The organism is Paraburkholderia graminis C4D1M (genome assembly GCF_000172415.1).
In the GTDB taxonomy this organism is placed as follows: domain Bacteria; phylum Pseudomonadota; class Gammaproteobacteria; order Burkholderiales; family Burkholderiaceae; genus Paraburkholderia; species Paraburkholderia graminis.
The window spans coordinates 373120-386634 of the sequence record NZ_ABLD01000004.1 but is presented as its reverse complement, the minus strand read 5'-3'; the positions used below and the strand labels follow the sequence as shown (position 1 = coordinate 386634).

Here is a 13515-nt window from a genome sequence, read left to right as displayed (position 1 = left end):
CGCTCGACAAGCGAATCAACGAAGGACCCAAACATGAGCACCACGCTCGATTCCACTGTCAACGCTCCGCTTGCCAACACGGCGAACCGGATGGATCACCTCGATTGGCTCGAAGCCGAGTCGATTCATATCCTGCGCGAACTGGTTGCCGAATGCAGCAAGCCGGCGCTGCTGTTTTCGGGCGGCAAGGATTCGGTCGTCGTGCTCGCGCTCGCACTGAAGGCGTTCGGCATCGGCGCGAATCGCAAGACCGTGCTGCCGTTTCCGCTCGTGCATATCGACACGGGCCACAACTACGACGAAGTGATCGACTTCCGCGACCGTCGCGCGAAAGAGATCGGCGCGGAACTGGTGGTTGGCCACGTTGAAGATTCGATCAAGCGCGGCACGGTGCGTCTGCGTCGCGAAACGGATTCGCGCAATGCGGCGCAAGCGGTGACGTTGCTTGAAACCATCGAACAGCATGGCTATACCGCGCTGATCGGCGGCGCGCGTCGCGACGAAGAAAAGGCCCGCGCGAAAGAGCGCATCTTCTCGTTCCGCGACGAGTTCGGCCAATGGGACCCGAAGGCGCAGCGCCCCGAACTGTGGAGCCTGTACAACGCGCGTCTGCATAACGGCGAACATCTGCGCGTGTTCCCGATTTCGAACTGGACCGAACTCGACGTGTGGCAATACATTGCGCGCGAGAAGCTCGAATTGCCGTCTATCTACTACGCGCACCAACGCGAGATCGTGCGCCGCAACGGCCTGCTCGTGCCCGTCACGCCGCTCACGCCGATGCGCGAAGGCGAAGTCAGCGAAACGGCGGTGGTGCGTTTCCGCACGGTCGGCGACATTAGCTGCACCTGCCCCGTTGAAAGCGATGCGGATGACCTCGAGAAAATCATCGCCGAAACGGCCGTGACCGAAATCACGGAGCGCGGCGCGACCCGGATGGACGATCAGGTCTCCGAGGCCGCGATGGAACAGCGCAAGAAGCAAGGTTATTTCTAAGCACGCCGACATACGTAAAGGAACATCATGAGCAGCATTCACCAACCAGAAGACCTCGGCGTGCTTCGCTTCATCACCGCGGGTAGCGTCGACGACGGCAAGAGCACGTTGATCGGCCGCCTGCTGTACGACAGCAAGGCTGTCTTGAGCGACCAGCTTTCCGCGTTGTCGCGCGCGAAGAACAAGCGCACCGTCGGCGACGAAATCGACCTCGCGCTCCTCACCGACGGTCTCGAAGCCGAACGCGAGCAGGGCATCACGATCGACGTCGCGTATCGCTACTTCGCGACCGCGAAGCGCAAGTTCATCATCGCCGATACGCCGGGCCACGAGCAGTACACGCGCAACATGGTGACGGGCGCATCGACCGCGCACGCGGCGATCATTCTCGTCGACGCAACGCGCGTGACCTTCGTCGACGGCGTTGCGCAACTGTTGCCGCAGACCAAGCGTCACAGCGCGATCGTGAAGCTGCTCGGCTTGCAGCATGCGATCGTCGCGATCAACAAGATGGATCTGGTCGATTACAGCGAGACGCGCTTCAACGAGATTCGCGACGCGTATGTCGAACTCGCGCGTCAGCTCGGTTTGAGCGATGTGCGCTTCGTGCCGGTGTCGGCGCTGAAGGGCGACAACATCGTGACCGCCAGCGAGCGCATGCCGTGGTACGCGGGCGAGCCGCTGCTCGATCTGCTCGAAGCACTGCCGGTGCAAGTGCCGACGGGCCAGGCGCTGCGTTTCCCGGTGCAATGGGTCGCGCGCCAGGACGGCAGCCAGGCCGACGACTTCCGCGGCTACATGGGCCGCGTCGAAGCGGGCGAGGTCAAGGTCGGCGACACGATCGTCGTGCTGCCGGCCAATCGCGAAGCGACGGTTGCCGAGATCATCGCGCCGGTGGTGGGCGGCACGGCCGCGGTAGACCGCGCGTTTGCCGGTCAGACGGTGACGATCCGTCTCGCGGAAGACGTCGACGTGTCGCGCGGCGATACGTTCGTGCTGCGCGAGGCCGCGCCTGAACCCGCGAAGAAGCTCGAAGCGGACCTCTGCTGGTTCGACGACACGCCGCTTTCGACGCAGCGCAAGTATCTGCTGAAGCAGACGACGAACACTGTGTTCGCGCGCATCGGCTCGATCAAGGAAGTGCTCGACGTGCATACGCTGTCGCAGTCGACGGATCGCCGCGAACTCGCGATGAACGACATCGGCCGCGTGGCGCTCACGTTGCAAAGCCGCTGGTGTGCGACGTGTACGACTCGCATCAGGGCACGGGCGCGTTCGTGCTGATCGACGAAGCGACGCATCACACGGTCGCGGCCGGCATGATCCGCGCGTTCTCGGCGTAACGGCGATTGATTGGCAGCGAGCGCACTGACGAACAGGCTGACACACATGGGTAAGGTTTATCTGATCGGCGCGGGACCAGGCGCCGCCGACCTGATCACGGTGCGCGGCGCGCGGCTTCTCGCGGGCGCCGACGTCGTGCTGCACGACGCGCTGGTGGAGCCGGCGATGCTCGACTACGCGCCGTCCCACGCAAAGCGGATTGCTGTCGGCAAGCGCTGCGGACAGCTATCGACGGCGCAGCAGTTCATCAACAAGCAGATCGTCGATGCGGCTCTCGAACACGAAGTCGTCGTGCGGTTGAAGGGCGGCGATCCGATGCTGTTCGGTCGCGCGGACGAGGAAATGCGTGCGCTCGAGGCCGCGGGCATCGAGTATGAAGTGGTGCCAGGCATCACGGCTGCGCTCGCCAGCGCGGCGTCCCTGAAGCGTTCGTTGACGTTGCGCGGCGTGTCGCGCAGCGTCGCGCTCGCGACGTTCAGCCGCGCGCCGGGCTCCGATGAAATTCGCGAGCAGGTGAACGCCGATTCGCTCGTGTTTTATATGGGGCGTGACAGCGGCGTCGAGATTGCGCAGCAGTTGATCGACGCGGGCAAGCCGGTTTCGACGCCCGTCGCGATTGTCGAGGCCTGCAGCACCGAGCGTGAGCGCATGCTGACGTTGACGCTCGAAGAGCTGGCTGCGGGGGAAGCGCAAAGATGGCTGGACGCTTCGCAACCGAGTCTGTTGATGATCGGCGAGGCGTTTGCGCCGCGCGAAGGTGTGGAGGCGAAGGACGCGGCGCGCTCTGTGGCGGGTGGGATTCTGGTGGCGGCTTAAACGCCGGCTGCGACTAGCGATCCTGGAACAAAAGAATCACCCCTGCCGCAAGCAATACCCCACGACAGCATCGAGCACAGCCTCATCCTCACCCACGGCAACCGCGCACGTAATGTCCACCGAAGGCTGCGCGTCGCGGCAACGCTGAATCAACTCGGGCAGATCTTTCCTGATATGCCCGCCTTGCCCGAAGAACACGGGCACGACGGTAATCGCATCGCAGCCGTCGGCAACGAGTTCGCCGACCGCGGTGGGCAAATCCGGCTCCATCAACTCGAGAAAAGCGAGACGCACACGGCCATCGTCGCCGTTCGCGCCCGAAGCGCGCGCTGCGCGCAGCTTCTGCGCGAGCCGCTCAAAGGGCTCACGCCAGCGCACATCGCGTGCGCCATGCCCAAACAGGATCAACCCATGCGTAGCCATCGCGAAGGCTCCTAATGGCGATCAACCCACTTTAGCCCGACGAGGCCGAGCACCAGATAAACCAGTCCAGGCGTGGCCGCCGTCAACGGCGCTGGCCACGTGTTTAGCGTGCCGATATGCGAGAACAGCGTGTTGAACAACTGGAAGCTCATGCCGAGCATGATCCCGCCGAACACCTTCATACCGACGACGCCAGCGCGCGTATGCAGATACGCGAAGGGTAGCGACAGCACCAGCATCACGAACACCGCAAACGGATACAGCACCTTGCGCCACAGCGCGATTTCATAGCGCTGCGTGTCCTGATGATTCTCGGTCAAATGCTGAATGTAGCGGAACAGGTTGAACATCGACATGCGATCCGGCGACACCAGCAGCACCGACAAAATCTGCGGCGTCAATTCCGAGCGCAACGAATATTCGGGCAGCGCAACCTGCCTCGCGCGATACACCGGATTCAGCGCATCGGCCGGCGTGCCGGAAGGCGGGGGCACGTCGATCAACTGAGTATCCGTCACGCCGGTCAATTGCCAATGACCGGGCGGCTGATACACGCCGCTCTTCGCAATGCGCACATTCGAGAGCCGGAACTTCGAATCGAACTCGTAAATGCGGACGTTGCTGATGGTCGCGTCCGGCTTCAGTTCGCCGACGTTGACAAAGCGCGTGACCTGCTCGCCGTCGGCGCGCGCGGTCAGCGTGTCCTTCACCCATACGCCCGACTGGAAGTTGCTCGACACCGACGACCCGAGCGCCTCGAGCCGCACGCGCTCGGACAACTGATCCGTGTACGGGCCGACCACTTCGCCGATCAGGTACGTCAAAAACACCAGCGGAATGCCGATTTTCAGCAGCGAGCGCAGCGCCTGATTAGTGGCGAGCCCGGACACGCGAAAGATCGTGTACTCGGAATTCGCCGCCATTTGCGCGAACACGTAGATCGCGCTGATCAGCGCGGCGACCGGAATGATCTCGTAGAAACGCGACGGCGTTTGCAGCGCGACGCGCAGCACCGCATACTGGAATTTATAGTTGCCGTGGCCGACCGAGTTCAGTTCGTTGATCAGGTCGAAGAAAAAGAACAGGCCCGAAAACGCGAACAGAATGAAGATGAACGTGAGGTAGACCTGACGCGCGAAGTACCTTTCATAGATGCGCATTGATCAGGCTCCCTGCGAACGGCTGAACATGGCCCTCGTGAAGAGCGGCCGGTTGCGCACGCGCAGCCAGAAGATAAACGCGACAATCGCTGCCACGATGACATGCAGAATCACGAGCCCGAGCGCGAACGACATCTTGCCTTGCTCGATCCACGACTGCACGACGTTCAGCAGATTCGAATACGTCAGATAGATCAGCACGGCCATCACGAGATTGATCGTGCGGCTGCGCCGCGGGTTCTGATGCGCGAGCGGAATGGCGAGCAGCATCAGATTGATTGCGATAAGCGGCAGCCCCGCGCGCCACGCGAATTCGGCAAGATTCACCTGGGTCGGATTGCGCAGCAGCGTGAGCGTGGGCGTGCCCGTCGTGGTGGGCGTGTTGACCACCGGCTGACTCTCGATTTTGACGCCGTAACGCTCGAACTCCATGATGCGGAAATCCGGATGCCCCGGCTCGCCTTCATAGCGCCGGCCGTTTTCGAGCACGACGAAGCGGTCGCCGTTCTTGTGCGTTTCGGTATGGCCGTTCTTCGACACGACCACGTTGACCTTGCCGTTCTCGGTGCTCGTCACGAACACGTTCTCGACGTGGCCCTGATCCGGCGACATCTTCTCGATGAAGAACACACGATGGCTGCTAGCCGATTCGCGAAACTGGCCAGGCGCGAGCAGTGAAACTTCGTCGCGCTGCTGAAAGCGCGCGCGGATCATTTTGCTTTGCTGATTCGACCACGGCCAGCCGACGAACACGAAGAAACAGATAAGAATAATGATCGGCGTGGCGAACATGCCGATGGGCTTGATAAACCGGGTGAGACTCACGCCCGACGAAAGCCAGACGACCATCTCGGAGTCTTTGTACCAGCGCGTCAGCACGAACAGGATCGACACGAACAAAGTGGCGACGAGCATGATGGCGAGATAGCCGATCACGGTCAGGCCGATCAGGACCAGCACGTCGCGCGGGTCGATCTCGCCTTGCGCCGCGAAGCCGACGATGCGGATCATCATCGTGGTCAGCACGAGCGTAAGCAGAACCATGAACACGGCACCAGCCGTATACGCGAGTTCGCGCTGGAGGGAGCGTTCGAAGATCATTATTGATGACGAGAGGGGGCGCTCTGAGCGACGCGCGGATTGCTTTCCGCCACGCCTCCGGTGCAGCCGCCGCAGGAAAAATAGCGGATAATTGCGGCTTTCATCCTAAGCCCAGATTTTATCCGAGGACAAGCGCGATGGACTTTAGCATAAAAGCCTGTGATTGGACCAAAGGCTCGTCAAACGGTTTCCTCACCGGGAAATCGGATTGCATCGTAATCGGCGTGTTCGAGTCGCAGACGCTCTCAGGCGCGGCACTCGAAATCGACGTAGCCACCAAGGGCCTCCTGACCCGCATCATCAAGGCGGGCGACATGGAAGGCAAAGCGGGCAGCACGCTGTTCCTGCATGAAGTCTCGGGTATCGGCGCATCGCGCGTGCTGCTCGTCGGGCTCGGCAAACAGGACGCTTTCAGTCAGAAAGCCTATGGCGAAGCAGTGCGCGCGGCATGGCGCGCGTTGCTCGCCACCAAGGTCGTGCAGGTTACGTTCACGCTGGCGCAACTGCCCATCCTCGAGCGTTCGGCCGACTGGGCTGTGCGCGCCGCGATTCTCGCGCTGCGCGAACTGACCTACAAGTTCACGCAGATGAAGAGCAAGCCGGACAACTCGGCGCGCGCGCTGAAACGCATCGTGTTCAGCGTGAATACCGGCGACGAGAAGGCCGCCAAGCTCGCCGCGAAGCAGGGCGCCGCGCTCGCCAACGGCATGGACCTGACGCGCGACCTCGGCAATCTGCCGAGCAACGTCTGCACGCCGACTTATCTCGCGAACACCGCGAAGAAGCTCGCGAAAGACTGGAAGCTGAAGGTCGAAGTGCTCGGCGAAAAACAGTGCGAAGCGCTGAAGATGGGCTCGTTCCTGTCGGTCACGGCGGGCTCCACCGAACCTGCGCAGTTCATCGTGCTGCAGTACCAGGGCGGCGCCGCGAAGGCCGCGCCGGTCGTGCTGGTCGGCAAGGGCGTGACGTTCGACACGGGCGGCATTTCGCTCAAGCCCGGCGAAGGCATGGACGAAATGAAGTACGACATGTGCGGCGCCGGTTCGGTGCTGGGCACATTGCGCGCGGTCGCCGAAATGGGCCTGAAGATCAATGTGGTCGGCATCATTCCGGCTGTCGAGAACATGCCTTCGGGCACGGCCACCAAGCCGGGCGACATCGTCACGAGCATGAAGGGCCTGACAATCGAAGTGCTCAACACGGACGCCGAAGGCCGTCTGATCTTGTGCGACGCGCTCACTTATGCGGAGCGCTTCAAGCCCGCCGCGGTGATCGACATTGCCACGCTGACGGGCGCTTGCATCATCGCGCTCGGTCATCACAACAGCGGCCTCTTCTCCAAGAACGATGCGCTGGCGGGCGAGCTGCTCGACGCATCGCGCGAGGCATCGGACCCGGCCTGGCGCCTGCCGCTCGACGACGAGTATCAGGAACAGCTCAAGTCGAATTTCGCGGACCTCGCGAATATCGGCGGCCGGCCGGCGGGCAGCGTGACGGCGGCGTGCTTCCTGTCGCGCTTCACCGACGCGTATCCGTGGGCGCATCTGGACATTGCCGGCACGGCGTGGAAGAGCGGCGCGGCGAAGGGCGCCACCGGACGTCCGGTGCCGTTGCTCGCGCAGTTCTTGATCGATCGCGCCGCGGACGGTCGGGCCGTGGACGGCCGCGCGGCGCAATGACGCATCGCAGTAACGTTGCGCGCGTCGCAGGTGTCCCACGTGTCGCAGAGCGCGCCGAAAGCGTAAAGCGGGGCCGCCGATGACTCGAATCGACTTCCATTCGAACGTCGGCGACTCGCTGCTTTATGCGTGCCGCCTGGTGCGCAAGGCGTATCAGGCGGGGCAGCCCACCATCGTCGTGGCTGAGCCCGAGCGGCTGCGCGCGTTCGACGAGCAACTGTGGACTTTCTCGGCGCTCGACTTCGTGCCGCACTGCATGGCGGGCACGCCGCTCGCCGCGCAAACGCCGATCGTGCTGGCCGCGAACCTCGACGACGTGCCGCATCATCAGGTGCTTCTCAACCTCGGTGCGACCGTGCCCGCGCAGTTCGCGCGCTTCGAAAGGTTGCTCGAAGTGGTCGGTAACGCACATGACGAACTCATTGCCGGGCGCGAGCGCTATCGCTTCTATCGCGATCGCGGCTATGCTTTGAACAACTATAAGCAGGGCGGCTAGAGCTTCGTCCCGCCTCGCGTCATGTGTTGCGTTGTGTCCTGTCAAGGCGCGCCGGCGCATACGCGGCCTGCTTCCGCTACGACTCAAACACGGAGGGCGCACGTGTCCGATTCCAACGATAATTCGATTCCTATTCTGCAAGAGGTGCTCGTGCCGGGCCATGCGGCGCAACGGCGCGAGCCGCAGAGCGGCGGTGGGGGTGCGGGTGCGGCTGGTGTGCCGGGCGGTGGTGAATCGGCTGGTGCTGCTGCGGCTGGTGCTGCGCCGGCTGGTACTGCGGCCGCGCCAGCGCCTGTGCCGGTCGCTACCCGGACCGATACTCAGAGCACGGCTCAGGCAGATACTAAGCCTGCCGCTCAGCCCGCTGAGGCCGCCATTCAGCCTACGGCTCAGAGTGCCCCTCAGAGTGCCGCTCAGCCCGCGGCTCGCTCCGATACACCTCTGCGCGAACCCGAAGACCTGCGTGAGCCCGGCCTAACAGCCGAGCCCGAACTCGCGCCGCAGCCGGTTCTCTCGCCCGAACAAACGTTGACCCCCGAGCCCGTGCTTGCACCGGAGCCTGGCGCAGCGACGCCGGCGCATTCCGCACAGCACGCACAGCCAACCACCTATCCCGACGATGCCCATCGCGCAGCCGAAGCCGAGCACGCGCATGACGAGGTGCTGGCTGCATCGGCGGGCGTGTTCGATCGCACCGAGCCGCCGACGCCGCTCGAGGCGGGCGCCACCGTGCCGCCGGATTTCGCGCACGAAGCGGGCGAGCAGGCATCGTCCGCCGTCGATGCAGAGGTTATCGCCGGGCGTCTACAGGAACGATTCGCGGATTTTCTGGCGGGCGATGGACGCGGCATCGTCGAAGCGCGCTGCCGCAGCGCCGTGCAGGAGCACACGACCCGGCTCGTCGATCAGATCACACGCGAAGTGGTGTCCACGCTCGCGAACGAAATGACGGGCTGGGTGCGCGAAGCGGTGGAAGCGGAGATCGCGCGGCGAACACCGAAAGCGTGATCGAAGAGAGGGTCGCGTATCGAGCGCGGCTCGCGCCGTGGCGCTGATAGTTCAGGCGCGGCCCGCTCGTACCTGGTCAAGGCCGATCAAGTCGATCAAAACAAGCCGCGCTACTTCAACGTCAACACCCAGCTCGCGAGCGTGGCCGCCTGGTCGGGCGTGAGCTGCGTGTTCGCGGGCATCGGCACCTGGCCCCACACGCCGGTGCTGCCATCCAGAATCTTGTGCTTGAGATAAGTGGTCGCGTCTTCGCGGCCCGAATATTTCGCGGCCACGTCGTGCAGCGCCGGTCCCATGAACGGCCGCGCCACCGAGTGGCAGCTCATGCAGTTTTGCTGTTGTGCAAGCGCGAGTCCCGCCGCCGCTTCCGCATGCGCGGTCGCGCTGACGCCCATCGACAACGCGGCGAACACGGCAGCCGCTGCAAGCACCGCATACGACATTGATTTCATTCTGGTCTCCGCCGGTGCGGATGCCCGGCTTGTGGTGCCGGCATTATAAAAGGAAAGGGGCACACGGTTTTTCGTGCGCCCCTTTCGCTTTTACGTAGGGCTAATGCAGCGACGTTTTGCCCGCCTGCATCGTTACAAACCTTCCCGCGTCGCTTCCAAACCGCATCGCCATCAACCGGTGACCGCCCCCTTGTTGGCCGGCAACGCCAGCGCCGAGTACTTCGCCAGCACGCCGCGCGTGTAGCGCGGCTTCGGCTGCTGCCAGGCGGCGCGGCGGCGCTGCAATTCGGCGTCGTCGACGTTCAGTTGCAAGAGCAACCTGTGTGCGTCGATGGTGATCGAATCGCCTTCCTGCACGAGCCCGATCGTGCCGCCGACGAACGCTTCCGGCGCGACGTGGCCGACCACCATGCCCCATGTGCCGCCCGAAAAGCGTCCGTCGGTGATGAGGCCGACGCTTTCGCCGAGCCCTTTGCCGATAATCGCCGACGTCGGCGCGAGCATTTCCGGCATGCCCGGACCGCCCTTCGGGCCGAGATAGCGCAGCACGACGACATCGCCGGCAACGATCCTATCGGCCAGAATCGCTTCGAGCGCGCTTTGCTCGTCGTCGAACACGCGAGCCGGCCCGGTGATCACCGGGTTCTTCAGGCCCGTGATCTTCGCCACCGCGCCGTCTTCGGCGAGATTGCCCTTCAGGATCGCGAGATGGCCTTCCTTGTACAGCGCCTTCTCGATCGGGAAGATCACCTGCTGATCGGCGCGCGGCTTGCCCGGCACGTCCTTCAGTTCTTCGGCGAGCGTCTTGCCCGTGATGGTGATGCAGTCGCCATGCAACAGACCCGCGTCGAGCAGAATCTTCATGACCTGTGGAATGCCGCCGGCCTTGTGCAGGTCGGTCGCGACGTACTGGCCCGATGGTTTCAGATTGCAGATCACCGGCACTTTTTTGCGGATGCGCTCGAAGTCCTCGATCGTCCATTCCACTTCAGCCGCGTGCGCGATCGCCAGATAGTGCAGCACCGCGTTGGTCGAGCCGCCCGTCGCCATGATCAGCGCGACGGCGTTTTCAATCGACTTCTTCGTGATGATGTCGCGCGGCTTCAGGTCTTTCTTGACGGCTTCGACGAGCACGCGCGCCGACTCAGCGGCCGAGTCGACCTTTTCGTGGTCGGGGTTCGCCATCGTCGACGAATACAGCAGCGACATGCCGAGCGCTTCGAATGACGAGCTCATCGTGTTGGCCGTGTACATGCCGCCGCACGAACCCGTCGACGGGCACGCGTTCTTCTCGATGCCTTCGAAGTCCTCTTCCGACATGCGGCCCGCCGTGAATTCGCCGACCGCCTCGAACGACGACACGATGGTCAGATCGGTGCCCTTCCAGTTGCCCGGACGGATCGTGCCGCCATACACGTAGATGCCCGGCACGTTCATGCGCGCGAGGCCGATCATGCCGCCGGGCATGTTCTTGTCGCAGCCGCCGATCACGACCACGCCGTCCATCCACTGACCTTGTACGCAGGTCTCGATGCAGTCGGCGATCACTTCGCGTGAGACGAGCGAGTACTTCATGCCTTCGGTGCCCATCGACATGCCGTCCGAGATGGTCGGCGTGCCGAAGATCTGCGGATTCGCGTCCGTGCCCTTGACCGCGGCGACGGCGGCGTCGGCAAGACGCTGCAGGCCGGCGTTGCATGGCGTGATCGTCGAATGGCCGTTCGCGATGCCGATCATCGGCTTGTCGAAGTCTTCCTTCTGATAGCCGAGTGCGTAGTACATCGAGCGGTTCGGCGAACGGGCCACGCCTTGCGTGATGTTCTTCGAACGACGGTTGTATGGCATGGGGAACTCCAGTCTGTTTGTTTTGCTGGTCGGTCCAGTGTAGTTCGGACGCGTCGGGCAAGAATGCAATTTTGCGAGATGCGTGTCCAATATATTATTAGCGGCTTATTAGGTCGTAAAATGTCTTAATCATGCTGCCCGCCGTTCCCGACCTGCGTCAATTGCGCTATTTCGTGACCGTGGCCGAAGAAAAGCACTTCGGCCGCGCCGCCGCGCGCCTGTCGATGACGCAGCCGCCGTTGTCGCAGGCAATTCGCGCGCTCGAGGAGACGCTCGGCGTCGAGCTGTTCGCGCGCACCAAGCGCTCGGTGGAGCTGACGCGCGTCGGCGCCGACCTGTTGCCCGAAGTTCAGCGTCTGCTGGCGGGCGCCGAAGGATTGCGGCCGCTTGCGCAAAGTCTTGCGCGTGGCGAGGCGGGCGTGCTCTCGCTGGCGTTCGTATCGACGGCGGATTACGGTTTGCTGCCGCGGCTCTTGCGCGAGTTCGGCGCGCGTCATCCGCGCGTGCGGCTCGAACTGACCGAAGCCACGAGCGACGTGCAGGTGGATGAACTCGTGGCCGGCCGCATCGACGCCGGCCTCGTGATCGCACCGCTGCCGTCGCGTCATGCGATGCAGCTTTCGTGGCTGCCGATCGAGCGCGAGCCGCTCGTCATCGCGATGTCGACGGAGATGGCGGCGCGGGTCGCGCATGGTGGGGCGCATGGGGCGGCGGCCACGGACAGCGCCGGCGAGCCGCACGCCGAATGGCTCGACGCGCCGGTCAGTCTGCGCGAGGTCGCCGACGCGCCGCTCGTCATCTTCCCAAGACGTTTGGCGGCGGGCTTTTATGACATCATTATGGATTGCTACGGCGTCGCGGGGCTCGTGCCGCGCATCGGCCAGGAGGCGATACAGATGCAGACCATCGTCAGCCTCGTGTCGGCCGGCATGGGTGTCGCACTGGTGCCGCAATCGCTGCGTAACCTGCGCCGCACCGGCGTCGTGTACCGGCCGTTGCGCGAGTCCGTGCCCGCCATCGAGACAGGCCTCGTCTGGCGCAGCGCCGAGGTGAGTCCGGTGCTCGCGGGCTTTATCGACATCGCGCGGGCGCATGCCGCCGCTGCCGATATGCAGCCGGCCACGTCACGCATCTAGCGCCACGGCGGCGAACGCATTGCGCGCAAAGCCGTCCAATGCAGGCGGCGCGCGAGCCGTCCGTCATCCCTACCAACCCGCTTCTGAACCCGAACTGCCCATAACAACACGATGCTCATTCACCCGAACTTCGACCCCGTCGCCATTCACCTGGGGCCGCTTGCCGTGCGCTGGTATGGACTGATGTACCTCGTCGCGTTCATCGCGGCGATCGTCGTCGGCCGGCTGCGGCTGCGCTTGCCGTACGTCGCCGCGCAAGGCTGGACGCCGAAAGACATCGACGACATGCTGTTTTACGGCGTGCTCGGCACGATTCTCGGCGGCCGGCTCGGCTACGTGCTGTTCTACAAGGCGAGCTTTTACCTCGCGCATCCGCTCGACATCTTCAAGGTGTGGGAAGGCGGCATGTCGTTTCACGGCGGCTTTCTCGGCGTGACGTTCGCGATGGTGCTGTTCGCGTATCAGCGCAAACGCTCGTGGCTGCAGGTCACCGACTTCGTCGCGCCGATGGTGCCGACCGGGCTCGCCGCGGGGCGGCTCGGCAACTTCATCAACGGCGAGTTGTGGGGGCGCGTGACCGACCCGTCCGCGCCGTGGGCGATGCTCTTTCCCGGCGCCGCGCCCGACGACACCGCGTGGCTCGCCGCGCATCCGCAGCTCGCCGCGCAATGGCATCTGAACGAAGTGTTCGCGCAATATCACATGCTGCCGCGTCATCCGTCGGAGCTGTACGAGATCGCGCTCGAAGGCGTTGCGCTCTTCTTCGTCATGTTCTTCTTTTCGCGCAAGCCGAAGCCGATGGGCGCGATTTCCGCCGTGTTCCTGATCGGCTATGGCCTCGCGCGCTTCACGGTGGAATTCGCACGCGAGCCCGACGACTTCCTCGGTCTTCTCGCGATGGGTCTCTCGATGGGCCAATGGCTTTCGCTGCCGATGATTCTCGCGGGCATCGCGATGCTGGTATGGTCGTATCGGCGCGGCCGCAGCGAAGCGGCTCACGCGTTGCCGTAACGCGTGGCGCGCGTTTTCTTTTGCGCGCGATGGACAGCAAAACGCCAC

Annotated in this window: 12 protein-coding genes and 1 pseudogene; 8 read left to right on the top strand and 5 right to left on the bottom strand. The window is 63.7% G+C overall.

Annotated features, from left to right (window positions below):
- Positions 1 to 33 precede the first annotated feature (33 nt).
- From cysD to cobA, 3 genes and pseudogenes are all read left to right on the top strand, one after another.
- On the top strand, positions 34 to 996 hold the full coding sequence (gene cysD / locus BGRAMDRAFT_RS09800; protein ID WP_006048560.1) for a sulfate adenylyltransferase subunit CysD: 963 nt from the start codon (positions 34 to 36) through the stop codon (positions 994 to 996).
- 27 nt (positions 997 to 1023) lie between these two features.
- Positions 1024 to 2264, top strand: a pseudogene (locus BGRAMDRAFT_RS09795) (sulfate adenylyltransferase subunit 1); the annotation flags it as partial.
- Positions 2265 to 2385: 121 nt separating this feature from the next.
- Positions 2386 to 3156: a uroporphyrinogen-III C-methyltransferase gene (cobA, locus tag BGRAMDRAFT_RS09790; RefSeq protein WP_006048558.1), complete on the top strand. Its 771-nt coding sequence runs from the start codon at positions 2386 to 2388 to the stop codon at positions 3154 to 3156.
- Positions 3157 to 3192: 36 nt separating this feature from the next.
- On the opposite strand, the gene BGRAMDRAFT_RS09785 is transcribed toward cobA, so the two are convergent.
- Genes BGRAMDRAFT_RS09785 through lptF form a run of 3 tightly spaced genes read right to left on the bottom strand, consistent with a single transcriptional unit; the run spans position 3193 to position 5840 of the window.
- Positions 3193 to 3579, bottom strand: a complete 387-nt coding sequence (locus BGRAMDRAFT_RS09785; RefSeq protein ID WP_006048557.1) for a sirohydrochlorin chelatase — start codon at positions 3577 to 3579, stop codon at positions 3193 to 3195.
- A gap of 11 nt (positions 3580 to 3590) precedes the next feature.
- On the bottom strand, positions 3591 to 4739 hold the full coding sequence (gene lptG / locus BGRAMDRAFT_RS09780) for an LPS export ABC transporter permease LptG (RefSeq protein ID WP_006048556.1): 1149 nt from the start codon (positions 4737 to 4739) through the stop codon (positions 3591 to 3593).
- 3 nt (positions 4740 to 4742) lie between these two features.
- A complete protein-coding gene (gene lptF / locus BGRAMDRAFT_RS09775) occupies positions 4743 to 5840 on the bottom strand; it encodes an LPS export ABC transporter permease LptF (RefSeq protein WP_006048555.1) in 1098 nt (365 codons plus the stop codon).
- Between the two features lie 137 nt (positions 5841 to 5977).
- On the opposite strand from lptF, the gene BGRAMDRAFT_RS09770 reads away from it, so the two are divergent.
- The 3 genes from BGRAMDRAFT_RS09770 to BGRAMDRAFT_RS09760 all read left to right on the top strand — a co-directional run bounded on the left by BGRAMDRAFT_RS09770 (position 5978) and on the right by BGRAMDRAFT_RS09760 (position 9023).
- Entirely contained in the window at positions 5978 to 7519 is a 1542-nt protein-coding gene (locus tag BGRAMDRAFT_RS09770; protein WP_006048554.1) for a leucyl aminopeptidase, read from the top strand.
- Between the two features lie 79 nt (positions 7520 to 7598).
- Positions 7599 to 8015, top strand: a complete 417-nt coding sequence (locus BGRAMDRAFT_RS09765) for a DNA polymerase III subunit chi (protein WP_006048553.1) — start codon at positions 7599 to 7601, stop codon at positions 8013 to 8015.
- Positions 8016 to 8117: 102 nt separating this feature from the next.
- Positions 8118 to 9023: a DUF2486 family protein gene (locus tag BGRAMDRAFT_RS09760; protein ID WP_006048552.1), complete on the top strand. Its 906-nt coding sequence runs from the start codon at positions 8118 to 8120 to the stop codon at positions 9021 to 9023.
- A 110-nt stretch (positions 9024 to 9133) separates the two neighbouring features.
- On the opposite strand, the gene BGRAMDRAFT_RS09755 is transcribed toward BGRAMDRAFT_RS09760, so the two are convergent.
- Both BGRAMDRAFT_RS09755 and ilvD read right to left on the bottom strand, forming a co-directional pair.
- The gene (locus BGRAMDRAFT_RS09755; RefSeq protein ID WP_006048551.1) at positions 9134 to 9475 is read right to left on the bottom strand and encodes a c-type cytochrome; all 342 of its coding nucleotides are present in this window, start codon (positions 9473 to 9475) and stop codon (positions 9134 to 9136) included.
- Between the two features lie 171 nt (positions 9476 to 9646).
- Entirely contained in the window at positions 9647 to 11320 is a 1674-nt protein-coding gene (ilvD, locus tag BGRAMDRAFT_RS09750; protein ID WP_006048550.1) for a dihydroxy-acid dehydratase, read from the bottom strand.
- A 131-nt stretch (positions 11321 to 11451) separates the two neighbouring features.
- Here ilvD and BGRAMDRAFT_RS09745 point away from each other — a divergent pair, with 131 nt between their 5' ends.
- Both BGRAMDRAFT_RS09745 and lgt read left to right on the top strand, forming a co-directional pair.
- On the top strand, positions 11452 to 12456 hold the full coding sequence (locus tag BGRAMDRAFT_RS09745) for a LysR family transcriptional regulator (RefSeq protein WP_006048549.1): 1005 nt from the start codon (positions 11452 to 11454) through the stop codon (positions 12454 to 12456).
- A 111-nt stretch (positions 12457 to 12567) separates the two neighbouring features.
- Positions 12568 to 13467, top strand: a complete 900-nt coding sequence (gene lgt, locus BGRAMDRAFT_RS09740; protein WP_006048548.1) for a prolipoprotein diacylglyceryl transferase — start codon at positions 12568 to 12570, stop codon at positions 13465 to 13467.
- Positions 13468 to 13515: the final 48 nt, after the last annotated feature.